Consider the following 20,273-nt stretch of genomic DNA (forward strand, 5'->3'; position numbering starts at 1 on the left):
AAAATAACATTAAGCAAAAACGACGTGCAACGTTATTTGTTCGGCAATATTTTGAAAGGATACATTGGCCTCTAGTTTTTGATTGGCTAGTAAAATCTCTTCTAACAGATGGTTGTAGAAAGCGACCGCCTGGTGATTCTGCTGAAGCATTTGGTTGCGTTTTTCTTTTACATAAAATGCCAGCATTTCAAAGGCTGTTCGCTGCTGCATCTTGTCCTTGAAGATTTTCACTAGTTTTTTTTGTACATAAATAAAGGCCTGTGGGTCCCGTTTTTCTAGGTAACTATACCATTGAATAACAGTGTCCCTAGATTCATTAAACCATTCATCCTTTGATATTTCAACTGCTTTTGTATAACTATTTGTTAAATTCACTAAGAGTTTCGCTGATTTGAGAGGGATTTGTGCTTCATTTTCTAAACGTTGAATTAACTTTTCCATAGATAATGCTTGAAAATGAATAATTTGGCACCGTGAACGAATGGTTGGAAGGATTTTTCCGACAGCCTGCGTTTGTAAAATGATCATAAAATTCGTCGGCGGCTCTTCCAGAAATTTTAACAGGCTGTTGGCAGAATTGGTATTCATCTTCTCTGCCTCTTGGATCAACACAACCTTCTTCGCTGATTCATATCCGCTTTTGCCTAATTCAACTTGTAATTGTCGAATTTGTTCAACTTTAATGGTTTGACCATCAGGAGCTACTTCGATTACATCGGGGTGTTCATGGTTGCTAATTCGCACACAATTATTGCATACTTCACAGGGCATTTCGTCAGTTAACGCTTGGCAAAACAGATGTTGCGTGAACCAAATAGCCATGTCTGCTTTGCCGGTTCCTTGATCACCTTCAAAAAGATAAGCATGGGCTAAACGACCATGCTTAAAGCTGTTCTGCAGTTGACGAAACACAACTGGTTGAAGTTGCTGGAGATTTTCTGCTACGGTCATCTTAATATTGGTGGAACCCTTCTACCGGCATAACAAACACGGTGGCTCCGCCTACTTCGACTTCTACTGGATAAGGTACTTGTCCATCTAGCGAAATATCCAACGTTACTGAAGTAGTCACATATTGTGTACGTGATTGGCAGGTTTCTTTGATTAATGCTAGGGCTTCTTCTACTCGTTCATCTTCAATCCCAATAATGAAGGTACTATTTCCTGCCTTTAGGAAGCCGCCTGTAGATGACAGCTTTGTAGCACGAATGTTGGCATCGATAAATTCATTGGCTAAGCGATTCGAATCTTTATCTTGAACAATGGCCATAATTAATTTCATTTTCTACACCTCTTCTATTTTTGAAAATACTGGGGATAACGGGAGACTAATTCGTAAAAACAATCTTCTACGACTAATTCGAGACGTTTTCGCGCATCGATCTTAATGATTCGTTCTGAGTGTTCTTCGGCAAGCTTTAGGTAAGCATGGCGAACGCGTTGATGGAATTGCAACCCTTCAGCATCTAAGCGGTCGATCTGGTTCGTACGGGTACGCATAATTCGCTGCAAGCCAGTATCCGAATCAACGTCTAAATAAAGTGTGACATCTGGTGTTGTCCCTTCAATGGCAAACTCATTAATCTGAGCAACTTCTTTCATGCCAATACCGCGACCTGCTCCTTGATAGGCTAATGAACTGTCGACAAACCGGTCACATAAAACAATTTTTCCATCTTCTAAAGCTGGCCAAATCTTTTCAATCAAATGCTGTCTTCGGGCCGCTGCATACAACAGCGCTTCCGTCCGATCGTCCATCCGATCATTTTTAGGGTCCAAAATGACCTGACGAATTTTTTCTGCGATTGGAATACCACCAGGTTCTCTAGTTTTCACAATGTTTTTGGTTGCTACTTGCTGCAAGAGAGGAAATAATTCCTCAATGACGCTGGTCTTGCCGGCGCCGTCTGGTCCTTCAATAGTAATAAATAAGCCGTTCACTCTTCATTTGCCTCCATTAGTTCTATTCTCATTGTACACAAAAACGTCGTGAAAGAAAAACCTATAGTTCACGACGTCCTTCTACTGCTTTTAATAAAGTAACTTCATCTGCGTATTCGATGTCACTGCCGACAGATAGACCATGAGCCAAACGAGTGACTTTAATCCCAGCTGGTTTAATCAAACGAGACAAATACATCGCTGTTGCTTCCCCTTCAGTGGTAGCATTTGTTGCGATAATCACTTCGTTTACTTCGTCGTTGTGCAGACGTTTAATCAATGGTGCAATATTGATATCCTCAGGCCCGGTGCCTTCCATAGGTGATAATACACCATGAAGCACATGATATAAACCGTGATATTCTCGTACTTTCTCTAGGGCCATTACATCTTTTGGTTCTTCCACTACTAAGATGGTACTGCGGTCTCTAGTAGTGTCCCGACAAATTTCACAAGGATCTTCTTCAGTGATGTTGCCGCAAACACTGCAAAAATGCAGATCCCGCTTGACACTAATCAACGAGCGGGCAAAATCATTGACGGTTTCGTCCTTCATATCAATTGTAAAGAAAGCTAAACGGGTGGCTGTTTTTTGACCAATCCCCGGTAACTTCATGTAGCTGTCAATTAATTTTGCAATTGGTTCTGGGTATTGCATGGCCTTCATCCTTTCAACCGAAAAGCAATTATAGACCTGGTAATCCTTTAGTATACTTACCCATTGTTTGTTCGGTTTCTTGAGTTATTTTTGTTAGTGCATCATTGACCGCTAAAACAATCATGTCTTGCAGCATTTCTGGATCTTCTGGATCGATCAATTCAGGATTAACTTCGATTGTTTTCATCTTTTTGTCACCAGTAAACATCACTTTTACTAAATCATTTGTAGCACTGCCGAAAAATTCTTTGGCATTTAATTCTTCTTGTGCTTTTACCATTTCTTTTTGCATTTTTTGCATTTGTTTCATCATACCTTGCATATTGCCCATTCCGCGCATCATACTATTAGTCACTCCAATTTCTTATTGATTAATTTTTTCAAGTCGTATTGCTCATATCTAGCTTAACATAAAGCATAGACGATATTTAGTTATTCGCTTTTTTATTCCTAGCCAGCGAAATTCCAGACTAGGTTGTAAATAATCAAAAATACAGCAATGGTTATTCCCATCAACAGTTGTTGCTTTGCTTTTTTATCTTTCTTAACTCGCCAGTTGATTAGAGTAATCATCATAACTGCAACTGGAAAGACTAGCAGCTTTATAGTTGGCATCATGCGCATCATTACTCCTATCAATAATTGGTTGTTGCTTTAACTGCGAAAAGAGGAACAGTCAGTCTTGCTGTATTTTCACCAAATCACCAAAAAGACTCTTAGCTTGTTCCACCACTTGATTTTCTTCAGGAATTAGTTCGATTTCACCGCTGTCATCAGTGTCGCTAACTTCTGGTTTTGCATCTTTGTGCTGACTGACATAGGATTGGCGCAGACGTGGCCAACTTTCTCGTGTAATGAAAACAAAATCAGGAGCGTAATCTTTGATCATCATACCTAATGAGTTAAGCATGTTGGTACGCAATTCCTCACTGCCATCGGCTCTTTGACATACTATCTCGTAATCAAAGGCAATCAACAGCATACCTGGTCCAGCTGCAACCGGCTCACTGGCTTTAAGCAGCGCCCGTTGGGTAACTGGCAAAGCCATCAGTAGATCTTCCCAGACACTGCGCACGTTCAGTAGATGCTCTTTGGTAGCTTCTGAGAGCACTTGGTAAACGCGTTCTGTTGGTACCCGATAGGTGCTGGCAGCCTTTTTTGGTGCCCTTGGCTTGTTTTCTTCTGCTTTAGCTGCTCCTACTGGACGTTCCTTCAGCTGTTTGACTTCAGTCTGCAATTGAACAATTTGCCGCTTTAGCTCAATCATTTCATCGTTATTCACAGGTGCCGCTTCGCCGGTTATTACACCAGTTGCTGGTACTTGACTGGTGCTTTGCGGGGCTGCTAGTTTTACTGTGGCTACTTCTAAATAGACATTGGCATGATTGGTAAAGCGAATCTCATTTTGCGTTTCACTTAATAACTTAATCATCCAGTAAAAACGATCGGCTGGGGTCTTTTCTGCCAATTCCTTGAAGGTATCGGTTAAGTTGGCACGATCGTTTAACAGCTGCGGTGCTTGCTGATACATTAACAAATCGCGACAATACAGCAACAAGTCTTCTGTTAAACGACGGGCTTCCTTGCCTTCTGCCAAAATCTTTTCCAGCACCTCTAAGGCTGCACTGACATTTTGTTTCAGACAGGCTGTGATAAAAGCATCCATCATTTCCGTGGTTAGGCTTCCAGTGACAGCTAAGGCATCCGCTAAAGTAATCGTCTCCTCACTAAAGGAAATCGCCTGATCCAAAATACTTAACGCATCTCGCATCCCACCTTCTGCTGCTCGGGCAATCACCTGCAACGCTTGGTCTTCATAGGTTAAATTGCTAGCTTCTAAAATGTGCTGCATCCGGCCAACAATCGCTTGGACCCCAATACGTTTAAAATCAAAGCGCTGGGTTCTTGAGATAATCGTTGCTGGAATCTTGTGGGGTTCGGTGGTTGCTAAAATGAAAATCACATGTTCCTTAGGTTCTTCTAAGGTCTTCAATAAGGCATTGAAAGCGCCGGTGGAAAGCATATGAACTTCATCAATAATATATACTTTGTATTCGGCTGTCGTTGGTGCGTAGTTCGCTCGGTCACGAATAAAGCGAATTTCTTCCACCCCGTTGTTGCTGGCCGCATCAATTTCAATGACATCTTCTTGTCTTCCTTCAGTGATTGAGCGGCACATTTCGCACTCATTGCACGGCTCACCGTCAACACTATTGGGACAGTTAATGGCTTTGGCAAAGATTTTGGCAGCACTGGTTTTACCGGTTCCGCGAGGGCCGGTAAACAAATAGGCATGGGAAGTCTTTTTTTGTTTGATCGCATTCTTCAGCGTCTTGGTTATTGCTTCTTGTCCCACCACATCATCAAAGCGCTGCGAACGCCAGACACGATATAATGCTTGATATGCCATAGTCACCCTCTTTTCTTTTTTAAAGCCTTACTAAGAAAGGCCGCGCAAACTCGCTTGGTTTAGTGCTGCCAAAGCGAATTTGGGAAGCTGGACACCGTTATTATTGGTTCAATAAGCTTGCTAATTGCGACAAGCTTATGCTTTCTTTACTTTTAAAATCACCGCTCTCTATTATACGTGATTTCCCCTGAAAATACTACCGCAATCCCGATTGTTTACTCAGTCTTAAACATGCTGAAACCTTTATTTCTGCGCCTTCTGTTGCCTATGCTATAATGGAAAAAAGAGATTTCAAGGAGGCTATTTTATGGGACTAATTAAAGCAGCAACAAGCACTGTCGGCGGCGGTTTAGCGGATCAGTGGCTAGAAGTCATTGAACCTGCCGATATGGGGCAAACGACGGTTATGACTAAAGGAGTGGCCGTTCGTAAAGAGGATCGCCGCGGCTCCAATAAGAAGGGCACCAAAGATGTGATTACTGATGGATCAGTGGTTCACGTCTATCCGAATATGATGATGCTGTTAGTTGATGGCGGCAAAGTGATCGATTTTACGGCCGAAGAAGGTTATTATACAGTCAAAAATGACTCGGCGCCTTCCATGTTTCGCGGATCTTTGAAAGATGCGATTGCTGAGACCTTCGACCGGTTTAAATACGGCGGTGTAACTCCGCAAAAGCAACAAGTCTACTATATTAATCTACAAGAAATCAAAGGGATTAAATTTGGTACCCCGACGCCTTTGAACTATTTTGATAATTTTTACAATGCGGAGCTGTTCCTGCGGGCACACGGGACTTACTCAATTAAGATCACTGATCCGATTTTGTTCTTTGCCAATGCGGTACCTCGTAATTTAGAGCAGGTGGATATTTCGGATATTAATGAACAATACTTGCAGGAATTCTTGACTGCCCTGCAAGCAACCATCAATCAGCTGTCTGCCAATGGAGAACGGATTTCTTATGTTCCTTCGAAAAGCATGGAGCTTAGCAAGTACATGTCTGATATTTTAGATGACAGCTGGCGGGAATTACGGGGAATGGAAATTGTGGCAGTCGCAGTAGCCAGCATTTCCTACACCGATGACTCCACTGAATTAATCAACATGCGCAATAAAGGTGCGATGCTGGGTGACCCCGGCATTCGTGAAGGGTATGTACAAGGATCTGTTGCTCGTGGAATGGAAGCCGCCGGCAGTAATGATTCCGGTGCAGGCAATGCCTTTTTCGGTATGGGTATGGGCATGAATACTGGTGGTTCTTACCTATCGCAAGCTTCTGAAACCAATAATCAGCAACAAGCACAGCAAAAACAGGGGCAAAGTGCTACCTGGACCTGTCCAAAATGCGGAACTGAAAACACAGGGAATTTCTGCAGCAACTGTGGTGAACCTAAGCCGGCACCCCAAGCAGCTTCCAACGGACCGAAAATTCAAATGAAATGCAGCGAGTGTGGTGAAGTCGTGGATCTAAGTAATGGCGTACCCAAATTCTGTCCCCACTGCGGCAAGCCATTTAAAGGAATTCCGCTGGATTAAGGAGGACATTATATGGCTGATGTATTAACCCACCATTGTCCTAACTGTGGCGGACCACTAACCTTTGATCCCAACGATCAAAAGTTTCATTGTGATTACTGTTTAAGTATTTTTACGACAGAAGACATCGAGGAATTCGAAGCCAAGCATCCGGCTGAATCCGCTATTTCAGCAGAAGAAAAAGCCAAAACCGATGCGATGGATTTGTTTAACTGTCCTAGCTGTGGTGCTGAAATCGTGACCGATGCTACGACTGCTGCAACCTATTGTTACTTCTGTCATAATCCGGTGATTTTAGCAGGGCGCTTATCAGGAGAATTTTTGCCTAATAAAGTCTTGCCTTTCCAAATCGATCGCAAAAAAGCCGAAGAGCAATTTTTGGCCTGGACGAGAAAAAAACGGTTTATCCCGAAAGATTTTTTTGATCAATCGCAAATTGAAAAGCTAACAGGTGTCTATTTCCCTTATTGGGTAGTGGATGCTCAAACTCGCGGCGAAATCAGCGGCAAAGGGACCTCCTTACGGGTATGGATTGTGGGCGACATTGAGTACACCGAAACCAAGGTTTACCAAGTCTATCGCAAAGGAAAAGCCACCATCAGCAACCTTGTGAAAAATGCCCTAACTAAAAATATTCAGCAAAAAATGGTGGAAGCCGTCCAGCCTTTTCCCATTGATCAGGCGGTGGATTTCCATACCGAGTATCTGTCTGGCTTTCAGGCCGAAAAACGTGACATTGAAATCAAGGACATTGCCGCTGATTTGAATCATGAGCTGCAAGGCTACACTGATGATCTCTTAAGAGACACGGTTTCTGGTTATACGACGTTTAATAAAACCAGCAGTACGGCGACGATTAATCGGCAAAGCAATCATTATATGCTGCTGCCAGTCTGGCTAGTCACCTACCATGATGCTGGCGGTAACGTTTACTACTATGCCATGAATGGTCGGACGGGAAAGGTCAGCGGCATTTTGCCAATTAGTAATAAACGATTGGGATTAGTTTCATTTGGTATCTTTGCTGTTGTTGCGGCTCTCTTATTGATAGGAGGGTATTTCCTATGAGAAAAGTGCTTTGGTTTTTGGGCCTCTTATTGTTTTTACTGCCAATAAATGCTTTGGCAGCCAGTGATAGTGTGGTGGATGAAGCCGGACTTTTTACCTCTGATCAACAGGCAGAACTGGCAAGTTTAGCCGATACCTTGAATGAAAAAATTAAGGGTGAAACCTTTGTATTAACCACCAATTCCAACACTGAGGACCCGCAGCTTTTTGCTAATCAGCAATTAAAAGCCCGCGTTGGAGAAGACGGCAATGGTGCTTTGTTGTTGTTGGATATGGGGCAACGGGAGTTGTATCTGACCTATTCAGGTAACATGATTGATTTTATTACCGACCGTCGGCGAGATAATATTTTGGATTCCGTTGAAGCAGCTATGCAGGAGGGCGATTATTATCAAGCAGCCTCGGGTTACTTTACGCAGGCTGCTGAATTTGTCGATGCCGGTGTCCCAGGCGGGCATTTTCGCATGGACGGCGAAACCGGTGAGGTAACCGTCTATCGGGCAATTACTGGTTTAGAAGCAGCGATTGCGCTTGGAATTGCCGGGATTGTCGGGATTGCTTTCTTCGTTGTTACTAGGATGCGGTACCAGTTGAAGCTTGGTACCTATCGTTATCCTTATCGTGAGCAATCCCATTTGGAATTGGACGAACGTCAAGACCAACTAGTGAATTCCTTTGTCACTACCCGCCGAATTCCTAAACCTTCTAACAACGGCGGCGGTATGGGTGGTGGCGGCAGTACCACCAATTCCAGCGGTGGCGGAACCTTTGGCGGCGGTGGTCGCAGCTTTTAAGTCATTTCATTTTAATTTCAAAAAAATAAATGATAGGAATCAGGTTGTATAACTTGGTTCCTATTATTTATGCATTGTCTGGCATTTTATACAATCTAAAATAAAGATTTTCCTTTATAGTGTCTGTGAACCCTTGAATAAAGTGGAATACTTTGCTAGAATTTTAAGATTAAGAGGAAAAAAGGAGAATGTTGATGCGTAATAAAAGAAAAGTCCCCTTAATTTTGATAGTTTTAGCTTTTTTTCTACAGATATTTACAGCTATTCCCGCTCAGGCGGCCGATGATTTTTCGATTAACGCTGAGGCAGCTTTTGCGATAGATGCCAATTCTGGAAAAATCTTCTACAATCAAAACGGTGACACCCCGCTAGAAATAGCTTCTGTCACCAAAATGATGACCGCTTACTTGGTCTTAGATGCGGTGAGGCAGCAACGAACCACTTGGGAAGCCCAAGTACCCATTTCTGAGTTCGCAGCCCAAAATAGTGTAGACCCAGAATTGTCCAATGTTCCGTTAAGCCAGGATCGCACGTATTCTGTCAAAGAATTATACGATGCCTTGATTATCGAATCTGGAAATGCCGCAGCCACGGCTTTGGCTGAATTTCTAGCTGGCAGTGAACATGCTTTTGTGGATCAAATGCGCCAATTAGTTGCTAACTGGGGAATCACAGATGCAACGATTGTAAATGCATCCGGATTAAATAATTACTTCTTAGGAGATATACGTTATCCAGGTTCTGGCGAAGACGACGAAAATATGATGTCTGCCCGCAGCGTGGCAATTATTGCCCGTCACCTAATTACTGATTTTCCTGAATATTTAGAGACATCGAAAGTTCCAGCTGCACAGTTTGATGCAGCTTCTGAATCGCCAGTAGAAATGAGAAACTCTAATCTGATGCTTCCTGATATGCCTTACACCAAAGAAGGGGTTGATGGCTTAAAGACGGGAACAACTGAAAAAGCTGGCGCCTGTTTTGCGGGAACCATCGAACGAGACGGTCGACGAATCATTACTGTGGTGTTGAATGCGACGAACCAAGAAACTGATGCTGGTGCACGTTTTACAGAAACCAGCAGATTAATGGATTATTGTTTTGACAACTGGCATCAACAAACAATTGATTTCGCAAACTATCCCCTATCTGATACTACAGAATTGCCTGTTGTTGATGGGAAGGAAGAACAAGTCAGCTTGGAAAATAACGGTGAAGTGCCGGTCTGGGTTCGCCAAGACATGGACATAAACCAAGTAACAGTGGAAACACAGCTAGATCAAACGTTGCTAAGTAATGGCGAGTTAATTGCCCCGGTTCGTAAAGGGGAAAAACTTGGAACGACTTCTGTACGATTAAACCAAGACGATCTAGGCTACCTAGATCCTAACGAAGCGCCTAGTGCCAATGTAGTCACTAGTCAAGCAGTGGAGAAAGCTAATATTTTTTTAATTACTTGGCGGAAATTTCTAGGATTGTTTCAATAAGTGTAAAAGGACCGAGTAGATCAAAATAATTGATCTACTCGGTCCTTACTTATTTACTGAATCGTTCGAATTGGAAAATACAGTTCAACTTCACCTTCGGAAAAACTTGGTAAATAATGTTCCTGAACAGCACCTGCTAATTCGACTTTTTCTAATGGAAAGACCTGCCCCAGCATCAATTGAGTAGCTTCATCAATGCGTTCAGCGTCCGCTTTGATCGTTAAATAGGTCATCGCTGGAATCTCCCAACGAATCCAATCAATCGGGGGTACAGCATCAATTGGCACTTGAACCCCTGCTAAATAGCGTCCTTCCTTTTGCCACGGCTCTAACCAGTTTTCACCATCACTCATTAGTCCCCATAAATGCAGTTGATCCATATCAGTTGCGTTGATAAGTCCGGCAACTTCTTCAAAATGCTGGTTCATTTGATCCCATAATAAGGGGACCCAAGAACTTGATTCTTCTGCAAGCCCGCGCCCTTCTTTCCCAATAACGCAAAAATTTGGTGAATGGATTCGATTGATTCCTTTAATATCCATAAATATTCCTCCTAATTTGTTCTTGGCTTTCTATGCTTCTTTGGCAATTTTTCTACCATAATTTGATATACTGACTATGAAAGAGGTGGTGGGATGTTCATAGCCAGAGATGTTAGTGCACTTATTGTCTATTTAGTAAGTATCATTTTATTGAACGTTTGGATAAGTAAAGCTGATCAGGAGGAACGACTTCGTAAAAATCTATTTTTAACCGGTGGTCTTTTGTCTTTGTATTGTTTAATTATCGAAATTCAAGCGCAGACCATTTATCTAGTTATTCCTCTTGGCTTTTACTTTTTGTTTCATTTTTTTTATTTCAGAGACAAAGCACGGTTGCGTAACGGCTGGTTGTTTAATCTGTTCTTAGTCAGCTTGTTTGTCTATCTAGGGGTCTTATCTTATACATCGATTTCCTTGATTACCATTGGTATTTTAGTTGTTCTGGGTATTTTGGGCCTTCTGGTGCTTGCCTTTGGTATTTATGCGTTGGTTATTTTTCTGCTTTGGAACAGCTACTTGGTTTTTAAGCGGGAATCGCATTCGCTGGCTAATTTACTAACCTTAATCTTAGCCATGGGTGTCATCGGTGCTACGGTCATCCGAAGAGTAGGCCTTGACCTAGTACCCGACTGGTCCAGACCGTTACTGTTTATTCCTACACTGATCCTGCTTTATTTGTTTCTGGTGTTTTGGAACTTCTTATCGATCTCCTTGATTTACCAACTGAATGATCCGAAGCCAGATCAAGATTACGTAATTGTCTTAGGCGCCGGTCTTATCAATGGCGAACGTGTTTCTCCGTTGTTAGCCAGACGGATTGATCGAGCGATTGCCTTTTACCACATGCAAAGCCGTAAAACCTTGTCGCCGCCGCAGTTGTTAATGTCTGGTGGTCAAGGGTCTGATGAGAAAGTACCTGAATCGGTCGCTATGAAAAACTATGCGCTGGATCAGGGCATTCCCGAAAAAGAAATTCTGATCGAAACCCATTCTACTACAACCTTGGAAAACATGCGCTTTAGTAAAGACATTATGATGCGGGAAAAACCGGATGGCTACCGAGCGATCTTCACCTCCAACAACTACCATATCTTCCGAGCCGCCATGTATGCCAAGCAGGTTGGCTTGAAGGCAGATGGAATCGGTGCGAAAACCGCCAAGTATTATTTACCTAACGCTTTTTTACGGGAATTTGTTGCCATACTAGTTATCAAGAAACGAATCCACATCATCATGAGTATTCTAATTGTTCTTGCCAGTCTTGCTTTTTCCTTGCTTCAGTTATTTGTCGATTGGTATGCTAGCTAAAAGTCCTCCTTGCGAGGGCTTTTTTAGAATTCTTGATATTCTGCCGGATTTTGGTTCTTTAGGCGACCTTCTGGTTTTGACAAATGATTGATGGTTGTCATTTCTTCGTCAGTCAGTGAAAAGTCAAAAATATCTAAGTTGCCTAATTGTCGCATGGTGCTGGAGGCTTTAGGAATTGGCATTGTGTCTAATTGAATTTCCCAGCGTAAAATAATTTGACCTACATTGCGGTTATACTTATGGGCAATCTCTGACAATACTTCATTATTCAAAATTTCGCTGGCCCGACCTAAAGGACTCCAGTCTTGGGTTAAAATCCCTCGTTGCGCATTGTAAGCACGTTGTTCTTCTTGGTTAAAGAAAGGGTGCAATTCCACTTGGTTAATCACAGGCAATACACCGGTTTCTTGCTCTAGACGTTCTAAGTGTTCTGGTAAAAAGTTAGAAACACCAATTGAGCGAACTAACCCAAATCGCTGCGCATCGATCAGTGCCTGCCAAGCTTCCACGTAGCGATCTTCTATCGGATTCGGCCAATGAATCAAGTACAAATCGTAATAATCTAGACCAGCCCGCAACAAGGACTCTTGAATTGTCACAATCGCTTCATCGTAGGCATGATGACGCCCTGGAAGCTTCGAGGTCACGATAATTTCTGAACGAGGAACCTCGGAACGGCGAACTGCTTCTCCTACAGCTCCTTCATTTTCATAGTTAAAGGCTGAGTCTAGTAAACGGTAGCCATTAGACAAGGCTTGCACCATCGTGTTTACCCCTGCTAATCCATTTAACTTGTAAGTACCAAAACCAACCTTTGGAACAATTAATCCATCTCTTAACTGATACGTTTCCATTTTCTTCCTCCCTCAATCCTTCTCTTCTTATCATACCCGTTTTTTTGCTAAAAAAGCGAGTAATAGGTATTTGAACTTACAAAAAAATTGCAGCAATTTAGTAGCTAACTAAACCGCTGCAAAAATATTAGTTTCTCGTTTTCTCACCATAGACTTTTGGAATAATTAAGTAATCAATCAAAGGCACAAAGCAATTCATAATTAATAAAATGAAGGTCATCCCTTCTGGCATCGATGTAAACAAACGCCAAGCCATCAGTAATAATCCGCAGCATACACCATAAATAATTTCACCTCTTGGTGTAGTTGGCGAAGTACTGTAATCAGTCGCCATAAAAAAGGCGCCTAGCATCGTAGCCCCACCGAAGACATGAGCAAAGACGATCGTCAAATCCCCTTGACTGGCAATAAACGCTACTAGTGCTACTGTTGCGATCATACATAAAGGGATATGCCAGCTTATCACTCGTTTATAAAGTAAAAACAAACCACCTAATAGTAATAAAATTGCTGTCGTTTCCGCATTCTTACCGGCAATTAGTCCTGTCAGACTATCAATCATCTGGCTGCTGGACAAGCTTTCCCCAGCATTGGCTGTCATCAACGGCGTGGCAGAAGAAACGACATCGAGTCCATTGGGTGAAAAGAAGGGCTGTGGCTGAACATTGGCGGACATTTCTTGGGCAAAGACTAATCGTAAAACCGCTCGTCCTGTTAAAGCCGGATTTAGCAAATTCCGTCCGATTCCGCCGAACAGCTCCTTGGCTAAAACAATCCCGATCGCCCCACCAACTGCTGGGTACCATAGCGGCACACTGGCTGGTATACTCATGGCTAAAAGTACCCCAGTTACTACTGCTGAAAAATCTTTAGGTACAGCGTGTTGGCGAATTTTACACCAGAGGATTTCACAGGTCACACACGTCACGATCGAAATGACATACAACAATAAGGAACGCCAACCAAAAAAGACGATCGAAGCAAGTACACTCGGTAACAAAGCTAACACCACGAGCTTCATGATACGATCCGTCTTCTCCCAGAACAGCAAATGAGGCGAAGCTTCCATCATGGGATAGCGCTCACTACGAAAATCTTGAAACGAACGATTCTGCTCCATTAGTTCGCCTTCCTCTCTTTTATCACTTTCTGACCAGCAACAATGTGTTCTGCCAAATGACGTCTAGCTGGGCAAATGTAGGTACAGCAGCCGCAATTAATACAGCTTTCCACATGTAGTTTTTCCATTCGTGCCCAATTTTCTTTTAAATAGTTCTTTTCCAATTGAAGAGGCAACAAGCCAATTGGGCATACCCCCACACAGCGAGCACATTTAATACAAGAACTAGGTTTCCTATCTTCATCATGGGTTTCATTGATGACAATCAAGCCATTGGCTGATTTGGTCAGAGAAGCATTCAAGGTATCCACTGTTTTTCCCATCATAAAACCGCCAGTGAGAATTTTCGACGGACGACCATCGAAACCACCGCAAAATTCAATCACTTCTTCAATGATCGTCCCCATTGGAAAATAGACATTTTTTTGCTTCATTACGTCGCCGACCACTGAACAAATCCGATGACTTAGAGGGATTCCTGGTTCAATTGCTTCATAAACCGCCACGGTAGTCGCTACATTAATAATTAAATACCCTACATCCCGTGTCGATCCGCCATAGGGGTGTTCTCGATCAGTAATCGTTTTGAACAGCATTTCTGTGCTGCCTTGAGGATAAATCGAAGGCACCTCTCTCACCGAAATATCAGGTTCATCCTTGCACCATTCCCGCATCACTTGGATAGCTTCCTGTTTATCGTCCTCAATTGCAATAATCCCTTCTTTAGCATCCACTGCCTTCATGACGACTTTGCAACCTTTCAAAAGCTTTTCTCCTTGCGTCGCCATCAACGCAGCATCCGCCATCAATAGCGGTTCGCACTCGGCCCCGTTAAAAATACAAGTATGGATTTCTTCTCGTGGATTCAATTTTACGTGACTAGGAAATGTTGCACCACCCAAGCCCACTACGCCAGCGGCTTCCACCCGCTGAACAATCGTTTCCCGATCCAATTCTTCAATTGGCTCGTGGTGTTCTTCTTTGAGGCGTTCTTCGAAATCATTTTCGATGACCACGCACAACATTTCTTTTCCTTGTCCTTGGTCAATTTCCCGAATTCCTACGACCTTTCCTGAAACACTAGCATGAGCCCTGGCCCCTAAACCACCATCCATTTTAGCAATTGTTTGACCTAGATAGACTTCATCACCTACGTCTACAATTACTTCCGGCACACCGCCAATATGCTGCTGGACGGGAATATAAACTCTTTTTGGATAAATTCTTTCTACACGTTTGTAATCATCGATCCCTCTTAGATGCAGCGCTTGATCCTGATGTAGATCAATGCCGCCCCTAAACCCCCGTTTTTCCATCCCATCTCCTCCAATTTTTTATAACTTAATTATACCATGACAAAAAAACGGACAAGCTGCTGTCCGTTATAATTTCTTTTGGATAAGTAAAATTGATCCCAACACTAATAAAAAACCTGCCACTTCAAACAGAGTCAAGGGCAATTGAAAAATGATGATTGAAAAGACCGTTGCTAACAAAGGTTCAAAAGCCGTAAGCGTACTAGCTAGGCTGGAACTAATGTAGTGTAAGCTAGACAAATATAAGAGAAAAGCCAGAGCAGTTCCAATTGTCACTACGAAAAAGATCGACACCACAGAAGCAGGTGTAATAATCCCTTCCGTTTTCCACATCGGCTGTAATAAGTTCGAAAAAACACTGCCAAAGAGCATTCCCCAGCCAACCGTTACAAAGCTGCCATAGGTTGTCAATAGTCCTCTGGGCTGCAAGGAGTAAAAAGCCAATGAAACCGCCGAACCGATTCCCCATACCAATGCCGCAGGAGAAATCGATAAATTAGTAAATTCTCCTTTAGTCGCAATAAATACCACGCCTAAAGCTGTGGTAAAAAGCAAGCCAATGGTCAGCGGTGATGGTACTTTTCGCCGCTTAAATGACTCATACAAGATCACAAAAAAAGGACCGGTGTATTGAATAATTGTACCAAACGAGGCATTGCTGGCTTCAATTGTCTTAAAATAGGTCAACTGCACCGCAAACATGCCAAAGACGGAAAAGATCAGCAGGGCTGCTAAATCCTTTTTTCGTTTAAAAGGTGCGAAAATATTCTCCTTTTTCCATAACTTGGCTAAAGCTAATAAAATAATTCCTGAAAAAAATAAACGTACCGATACTAGCCAATCTGCCTGAAATTGATAGTTCGTGAACAAAGATTGCCCTTGCATTCCAGAGATTGCCCAAAATGAAGCTGCCAACGAGGCAAACATAATCCCTTTTCTTTTAATAACCCCCACCCACTTTCACTTAAATAGTATAATAGAAATTCGGCATCAACGCTATCCTTCCTTAAGAGTGCATATAAATTAACAATGCTGGCAAATTTTGCTAGAATCTTTTTGTAAGCCTTATCAATTGATGAGAAGTCAAAAATTAGGAGGTTCATTATGAAAAAAGTTCTATTGACCACATTTTTACTATCTGCTTTGGCCTTAGCAGGCTGCTCCAATCCCGATAATTCAGAACCCTCAGCATCAACCAGTTTCACTAGTTCGGTGTCTACTGTCGAAACGAGCAGTAGTTCCACTAGCAGTTCAACCTCTCAGAACAGCGACAGCAGCAGTACTTCCGGTTCGTCTAGTACGTCCAGCTCGTCCCAATCAGCTACTAGTCTAGTTGGTTTGTCGATGTCCACTGAGGATGCGATCCAGCGTTATCAGGAAACTTTTCCGAATACTGATATAACGAGTATCTCTTTGGAACGTAGACAAGGTGATCCTGTCTACAAAATCGAAGGCGTGGATAATTCGAAGGAATATGAGTTAAGTCTCAATGCTCAATCCAATGAAGTTGTACGGCAGAGAGATGAGGACTTAGACAACGACGACCAAAATGAACAACACGATACTTTGCAAGTAGATGGTATTTTGAGTGTTGATCAAATTGCTGACGTTGCCCAGTCTAACGCTCAAGGTTCTATCGAAGAATTTGAATTAAAAGAAGATTCAGGTACGACCTATTGGGAAGTGAAGCTAAAAGACGGCAACAATGAAACTGAAATAAAAATCGATGCCCAAATGGGTGATGTATTAGAACAGGAACAAGATAATTAAAAATAAGCGGGTCCTTTAGCCCATTAAAGGACTCGCTTTTTTGTTTTAAAAAGTGAGGGCTTCTTTGACTGAATAATACCCGGGCGGTTGCTTCACCACATAGGCAACGCAATCACAGGCACCACTGGCAAAGCATTTGAAGTTGTAGCTATGGTGACTAATTTCCAACCGTTCACCAAAACCACCGAAAGTGACGATGTGGCTGCTAGGATAGTCGCCCATTCGCATTGAATGGTAACCAATCGTATTTTCTTGCCGTAAACTCTCCCCTTCACGACCAAACACAGCCATATCTGTTAACTCTTGACCGCGTGCTTGGGCGATCACCTCACCTAATTCCTTTGAAGTTCCACTTGGAGCATCCTTTTTCCAGCGATCGTGCATTTCCACGATTTCAATATCTGTTTCGTTGCCAATAGCTGTCGCAGCAATTTCCAGCAACCGACTCATCACGTTGACCAATTTTGAAGTATTAGCTGCATACAGCATTGGAATCGTTTGACCAGCCTGACGGAACTGCGCCATTTCTTCGGTAGAAAAACCGGTGGTGCCGCAAACCAGTGCTTTTTTGTGCTGCAGAGCTAAGTTCAGTACCTCTAGGCTCATTTCTCGCGTGGAAAAATCAATCAGCACATCGCATTGGTCAATAACTTTAGATAAATCATCTACAACAGGAACATCCAAATCCGACCCCACACCGGCAACTTTTCCCAAGTCATCACCAATATAGTCTCTACCTGCTGGTCCTACCCCAGCGACTAACGTCATCTCTTCTCGCTGTGCTGCTATTTGAGTAATCAGTCGTCCCATCTTGCCTTTTGGTCCTATTACGATCACATTCATTTTCTTCGCCTCACTTTTGTTTGTTACTTGCAGTTTATCATGAATTTTCGAACATGTTTCAAAAAAAAAGAGCTATTATACCGCTTTAAAGCGCCCATCCATAAACAATAAAATAAAAAGTGAAACTTTCTGAAAATAATGCTTACGCCAAAAATTTATCTGTGGTATGGTAACCAATGTATCAAGAAAAAGGAGTGGATTTATTTGCCAACAAACAAAAAAGAAGGAATGATCTTTACTACATTAATGTGCTTTTTAATGGTATTGGGGATGAGCGCGTACAACTTGCTGATTCACCAACACTTTACTCTTAGTGCCCTATTAGTTGGTTTGGTTCCAGGATTTGTCGTTGCATTCATTTTGGATGTATTTGTCGTAGGAGTTTATGCTAAAAAATTGGCCTTCAAATTACCAATCAATCGCGAGAAGAAATGGCAAGCAATTATTGCAATTTCAAGCTTGATGGTTTTAGGAATGGTTACTTTCATGTCAATGTTCGGTGTCATTATGGAAATTGGTATTACTAGCCATGTTTTATCTGACTATTTAACTGCTTGGAGAATGAACTTCATCGCAGCATTACCATTACAGCTGTTGATCGTTGGACCATTTTCACGGATGGTTTTACAAAAAGTACAAATGAATGCAAAAGCTGCGTTAAGCTAAGCATTCAATAAATTATGACAGAATCAGGTTTATTCCTGGTTCTTTTTTTATTCAAAAAAAGCTATCACTGCCTAATGACAGCAATAGCTTGAATGATTACTTTACCTTAAAGCCGACGTTTTTCACGGCTTTTTTATAGGTCAGAAAGTACAGATTTTTCACAATTGTTAAGCGCATTGCAAGCAATGTTAACAATATTGTCTTGCTGGCATTAGCTGTTGGATCGCTTGTTTGGCTAACGATAGCGGATCGCCACCTGTCAGCCGAAGCTTGCGGCCTGTTGCTTCTAAGTCTTCAGCCAAAAAGCCGTAAAATTCCCATCCGTCAACTATTTTGTTGGCATAGGCACCGATGGGAATCTCACAATCTCCGTTCATTTGCCGCAGAAAATAGCGCTCCGCTTGAGCCGCTAGCCACGTGTCTTTATCTGTTAGTAAAGCCAACAGCTGCTGCAGTTCATGGTCTTCTTTTCGACATTCGATGCCTAGAATTCCTTGCCCGACTGCTGGCACACATTCTTCTGGGGTCAATATACGGTAAGAAGGCAACTGCGCAAAGTAGTTCATTCGTTCCAGTCCAGCGCAAGCGAGGATGGTTCCATCCATTTGTTGGGTGACCATCTTTTTCAACCGTGTTTCTATTTTACCGCGAATCGGTACAATTTCTGCGTGAGGATAGAGCTGGCTGATTTGCTTGCTGCGGCGAATACTGCTCGTGCCGATCACTAATGGACGCTCTTGTGACAACGTATCTGGTTCTTTTAGAATCAGGCAATCATAGGGCATCGCCCGTTTAGGCGTTGCGGCCAGCACAAGATCTTCTGGCAGTCGAGCGGGTAAATCCTTTAAGCTGTGAACCGCAAAATCAATCGTTTTTTGCTGCAAATGGTATTCGACTTCTTTGACGAAAACACCTTTGCCGCCGATCTGGGTTAAAGGCGCATGAGGCATTCGGTCCCCTTTGGTGGAAAGGCCAACAATTTCAATCTCGATGGGATACAGCTGGTTTAATTGTTCCACCACTAGTTGGGTTTGTTTCATGGCTAATGGACTTTTGCGGGTGCCTACTCTTAAGGTTTTCATGATTTTCCTCTATCTATTTATTCTTCTACGATTATCGTCGAGCTATCGGTCTTTTCCAATTCTTTTGGGGCGGGCTTCATTCCTACTTTAAAAGCTAGGAAATACATGCCAGCTAAAATTACGCCGCCGCCCACCAGATTTCCCGACCAAACAAACACCATATTTTCCACAAATTCACCAATTGTCGCTCCGCCAGCCAAAATACCTGCAGCAATCAAAAACATGTTTGCTACTACGTGCTGATAACCTGCAATGACAAAACCTGCCACCGGCAGTAACGTGCCGAACATTTTACCGACAAAATCGCGAGCGGCCATGTTCATATACACACCGGTACAAACTAAAATGTTACAGGCGATTCCTGATAGAAAAGCTTGCAACGGAGCATCTGCCGTACGGCCTTGAGCCACGGCAATCGTCCGTTCTACAAATGCACCTTGTAAGGTATTGGAAAAATACCCGAAGAAAACCGCTACTGCCACCGCACCGACTAAATTGAACAAGGTGACTAAAAACATATTGCGTCCCCATTGCTTCAGGGTGATTTCCTTAGCATACAGCGCCATGCTGACTGACAGCATATTTCCAGTAACCAACTCTCCTCCAACCAACAGTAAGCAGATCAAACCAAAGGGAAAAATTAGAGCCCCCGTTAAATTGACGAAAGTGCCCCATTCTTTGGGCATTGAACCCATTGTTCGGATCATCGCAACACCGGCTAAGCCGATAAATATACCGGCCATGATTCCTAATACTGCAGTTGTCAAAAAGCTGTAATTCGCTTTGGCTTTCCCACGAGCAATTGCTTCATCGACTAATTCCTTAGGTGATAATGACATATGAATTACTCCTTTTTATCTAACCGTCTGCATTT

22 protein-coding genes are annotated in these 20,273 nt (G+C 42.6%); 7 read left to right on the plus strand and 15 right to left on the minus strand.

Features of this window, described 5'->3' with window-relative positions; translation table 11 throughout:
* Positions 1-9: 9 nt before the first annotated feature.
* The 7 genes from holB to dnaX form a co-directional block, all read right to left on the minus strand.
* Positions 10-951, minus strand: coding sequence for a DNA polymerase III subunit delta' (gene holB / locus IGI42_RS05890; RefSeq protein WP_438714896.1), 942 nt, complete (start codon positions 949-951; stop codon positions 10-12).
* A 1-nt stretch (position 952) separates the two neighbouring features.
* Complete coding sequence (locus tag IGI42_RS05895; protein ID WP_438714897.1) at positions 953-1,282, minus strand: cyclic-di-AMP receptor; 330 nt, start codon at positions 1,280-1,282, stop codon at positions 953-955.
* 14 nt (positions 1,283-1,296) lie between these two features.
* Positions 1,297-1,941, minus strand: coding sequence for a dTMP kinase (tmk, locus tag IGI42_RS05900; protein ID WP_438714898.1), 645 nt, complete (start codon positions 1,939-1,941; stop codon positions 1,297-1,299).
* A gap of 61 nt (positions 1,942-2,002) precedes the next feature.
* Positions 2,003-2,599: a recombination mediator RecR gene (gene recR / locus IGI42_RS05905; RefSeq protein ID WP_438714899.1), complete on the minus strand. Its 597-nt coding sequence runs from the start codon at positions 2,597-2,599 to the stop codon at positions 2,003-2,005.
* A gap of 28 nt (positions 2,600-2,627) precedes the next feature.
* On the minus strand, positions 2,628-2,942 hold the full coding sequence (locus tag IGI42_RS05910; protein ID WP_438714900.1) for a YbaB/EbfC family nucleoid-associated protein: 315 nt from the start codon (positions 2,940-2,942) through the stop codon (positions 2,628-2,630).
* 107 nt (positions 2,943-3,049) lie between these two features.
* A complete protein-coding gene (locus IGI42_RS05915; RefSeq protein ID WP_438714901.1) occupies positions 3,050-3,217 on the minus strand; it encodes a hypothetical protein in 168 nt (55 codons plus the stop codon).
* Between the two features lie 58 nt (positions 3,218-3,275).
* A complete protein-coding gene (dnaX, locus tag IGI42_RS05920; RefSeq protein ID WP_438714902.1) occupies positions 3,276-5,009 on the minus strand; it encodes a DNA polymerase III subunit gamma/tau in 1,734 nt (577 codons plus the stop codon).
* 307 nt (positions 5,010-5,316) lie between these two features.
* Between dnaX and IGI42_RS05925 the strand changes: the two genes are divergently transcribed.
* The 4 genes from IGI42_RS05925 (at position 5,317) to IGI42_RS05940 (ending at position 9,898) form a co-directional block, all read left to right on the plus strand.
* A complete protein-coding gene (locus IGI42_RS05925; RefSeq protein ID WP_438714903.1) occupies positions 5,317-6,549 on the plus strand; it encodes an SPFH domain-containing protein in 1,233 nt (410 codons plus the stop codon).
* A 12-nt stretch (positions 6,550-6,561) separates the two neighbouring features.
* Positions 6,562-7,617 (plus strand): TFIIB-type zinc ribbon-containing protein, encoded by a 1,056-nt coding sequence (locus IGI42_RS05930; RefSeq protein ID WP_438714904.1) that lies wholly within the window; start codon positions 6,562-6,564, stop codon positions 7,615-7,617.
* Positions 7,614-8,411 carry a TPM domain-containing protein gene (locus tag IGI42_RS05935; protein WP_438714905.1) on the plus strand — a complete coding sequence of 266 codons (798 nt, stop codon included), beginning with the start codon at positions 7,614-7,616 and terminating at the stop codon, positions 8,409-8,411. The genes IGI42_RS05930 and IGI42_RS05935 overlap by 4 nt, the downstream gene beginning before the upstream one ends.
* Positions 8,412-8,605: 194 nt before the next feature.
* Positions 8,606-9,898 carry a serine hydrolase gene (locus tag IGI42_RS05940; protein ID WP_438714906.1) on the plus strand — a complete coding sequence of 431 codons (1,293 nt, stop codon included), beginning with the start codon at positions 8,606-8,608 and terminating at the stop codon, positions 9,896-9,898.
* 53 nt (positions 9,899-9,951) lie between these two features.
* Here the strand turns inward: IGI42_RS05940 and IGI42_RS05945 are convergent, their stop codons facing one another.
* Positions 9,952-10,440 (minus strand): GyrI-like domain-containing protein, encoded by a 489-nt coding sequence (locus IGI42_RS05945; protein ID WP_438714907.1) that lies wholly within the window; start codon positions 10,438-10,440, stop codon positions 9,952-9,954.
* Between the two features lie 93 nt (positions 10,441-10,533).
* Here IGI42_RS05945 and IGI42_RS05950 point away from each other — a divergent pair, with 93 nt between their 5' ends.
* Positions 10,534-11,748, plus strand: a complete 1,215-nt coding sequence (locus tag IGI42_RS05950; RefSeq protein ID WP_438714908.1) for a YdcF family protein — start codon at positions 10,534-10,536, stop codon at positions 11,746-11,748.
* Positions 11,749-11,771: 23 nt separating this feature from the next.
* On the opposite strand, the gene IGI42_RS05955 is transcribed toward IGI42_RS05950, so the two are convergent.
* From IGI42_RS05955 to IGI42_RS05970, 4 genes are all read right to left on the minus strand, one after another.
* Positions 11,772-12,602, minus strand: coding sequence for an aldo/keto reductase (locus IGI42_RS05955; protein WP_438714909.1), 831 nt, complete (start codon positions 12,600-12,602; stop codon positions 11,772-11,774).
* 127 nt (positions 12,603-12,729) lie between these two features.
* Complete coding sequence (locus IGI42_RS05960) at positions 12,730-13,722, minus strand: RnfABCDGE type electron transport complex subunit D (protein ID WP_438714910.1); 993 nt, start codon at positions 13,720-13,722, stop codon at positions 12,730-12,732.
* A complete protein-coding gene (gene rsxC / locus IGI42_RS05965) occupies positions 13,722-15,038 on the minus strand; it encodes an electron transport complex subunit RsxC (RefSeq protein WP_438714911.1) in 1,317 nt (438 codons plus the stop codon). Before rsxC ends, IGI42_RS05960 begins: the two co-directional genes overlap by 1 nt.
* A gap of 66 nt (positions 15,039-15,104) precedes the next feature.
* Complete coding sequence (locus tag IGI42_RS05970) at positions 15,105-15,992, minus strand: DMT family transporter (protein WP_438714912.1); 888 nt, start codon at positions 15,990-15,992, stop codon at positions 15,105-15,107.
* Between the two features lie 150 nt (positions 15,993-16,142).
* Here IGI42_RS05970 and IGI42_RS05975 point away from each other — a divergent pair, with 150 nt between their 5' ends.
* Positions 16,143-16,808, plus strand: coding sequence for a PepSY domain-containing protein (locus tag IGI42_RS05975; RefSeq protein WP_438714913.1), 666 nt, complete (start codon positions 16,143-16,145; stop codon positions 16,806-16,808).
* 45 nt (positions 16,809-16,853) lie between these two features.
* Here the strand turns inward: IGI42_RS05975 and dapB are convergent, their stop codons facing one another.
* The gene (dapB, locus tag IGI42_RS05980; RefSeq protein WP_438714914.1) at positions 16,854-17,651 is read right to left on the minus strand and encodes a 4-hydroxy-tetrahydrodipicolinate reductase; all 798 of its coding nucleotides are present in this window, start codon (positions 17,649-17,651) and stop codon (positions 16,854-16,856) included.
* A 204-nt stretch (positions 17,652-17,855) separates the two neighbouring features.
* Between dapB and IGI42_RS05985 the strand changes: the two genes are divergently transcribed.
* Positions 17,856-18,317, plus strand: a complete 462-nt coding sequence (locus IGI42_RS05985) for a DUF2798 domain-containing protein (protein ID WP_438714915.1) — start codon at positions 17,856-17,858, stop codon at positions 18,315-18,317.
* A 188-nt stretch (positions 18,318-18,505) separates the two neighbouring features.
* On the opposite strand, the gene hemC is transcribed toward IGI42_RS05985, so the two are convergent.
* Positions 18,506-19,399 (minus strand): hydroxymethylbilane synthase, encoded by an 894-nt coding sequence (gene hemC, locus IGI42_RS05990; RefSeq protein ID WP_438714916.1) that lies wholly within the window; start codon positions 19,397-19,399, stop codon positions 18,506-18,508.
* A gap of 17 nt (positions 19,400-19,416) precedes the next feature.
* Positions 19,417-20,238, minus strand: coding sequence for a formate/nitrite transporter family protein (locus IGI42_RS05995; RefSeq protein ID WP_438714917.1), 822 nt, complete (start codon positions 20,236-20,238; stop codon positions 19,417-19,419).
* Positions 20,239-20,273 lie beyond the last annotated feature (35 nt).

Source organism: Enterococcus sp. AZ109 (assembly GCF_051714625.1).
GTDB lineage: Bacteria > Bacillota > Bacilli > Lactobacillales > Enterococcaceae > Enterococcus_A.

Coding starts and splice junctions, on each gene's coding strand:
- holB (WP_438714896.1), bottom strand. CDS start 951: ATGACCGTAGCAGAAAATCTCCAGCAACTTCAACCAGTTGTGTTTCGT.
- IGI42_RS05895 (WP_438714897.1), bottom strand. CDS start 1,282: ATGAAATTAATTATGGCCATTGTTCAAGATAAAGATTCGAATCGCTTA.
- recR (WP_438714899.1), bottom strand. CDS start 2,599: ATGCAATACCCAGAACCAATTGCAAAATTAATTGACAGCTACATGAAG.
- IGI42_RS05910 (WP_438714900.1), bottom strand. CDS start 2,942: ATGATGCGCGGAATGGGCAATATGCAAGGTATGATGAAACAAATGCAA.
- IGI42_RS05915 (WP_438714901.1), bottom strand. CDS start 3,217: ATGATGCCAACTATAAAGCTGCTAGTCTTTCCAGTTGCAGTTATGATG.
- dnaX (WP_438714902.1), bottom strand. CDS start 5,009: ATGGCATATCAAGCATTATATCGTGTCTGGCGTTCGCAGCGCTTTGAT.
- IGI42_RS05925 (WP_438714903.1), top strand. CDS start 5,317: ATGGGACTAATTAAAGCAGCAACAAGCACTGTCGGCGGCGGTTTAGCG.
- IGI42_RS05930 (WP_438714904.1), top strand. CDS start 6,562: ATGGCTGATGTATTAACCCACCATTGTCCTAACTGTGGCGGACCACTA.
- IGI42_RS05935 (WP_438714905.1), top strand. CDS start 7,614: ATGAGAAAAGTGCTTTGGTTTTTGGGCCTCTTATTGTTTTTACTGCCA.
- IGI42_RS05940 (WP_438714906.1), top strand. CDS start 8,606: ATGCGTAATAAAAGAAAAGTCCCCTTAATTTTGATAGTTTTAGCTTTT.
- IGI42_RS05945 (WP_438714907.1), bottom strand. CDS start 10,440: ATGGATATTAAAGGAATCAATCGAATCCATTCACCAAATTTTTGCGTT.
- IGI42_RS05950 (WP_438714908.1), top strand. CDS start 10,534: ATGTTCATAGCCAGAGATGTTAGTGCACTTATTGTCTATTTAGTAAGT.
- IGI42_RS05955 (WP_438714909.1), bottom strand. CDS start 12,602: ATGGAAACGTATCAGTTAAGAGATGGATTAATTGTTCCAAAGGTTGGT.
- IGI42_RS05960 (WP_438714910.1), bottom strand. CDS start 13,722: ATGGAGCAGAATCGTTCGTTTCAAGATTTTCGTAGTGAGCGCTATCCC.
- rsxC (WP_438714911.1), bottom strand. CDS start 15,038: ATGGAAAAACGGGGGTTTAGGGGCGGCATTGATCTACATCAGGATCAA.
- IGI42_RS05975 (WP_438714913.1), top strand. CDS start 16,143: ATGAAAAAAGTTCTATTGACCACATTTTTACTATCTGCTTTGGCCTTA.
- dapB (WP_438714914.1), bottom strand. CDS start 17,651: ATGAATGTGATCGTAATAGGACCAAAAGGCAAGATGGGACGACTGATT.
- hemC (WP_438714916.1), bottom strand. CDS start 19,399: ATGAAAACCTTAAGAGTAGGCACCCGCAAAAGTCCATTAGCCATGAAA.
- IGI42_RS05995 (WP_438714917.1), bottom strand. CDS start 20,238: ATGTCATTATCACCTAAGGAATTAGTCGATGAAGCAATTGCTCGTGGG.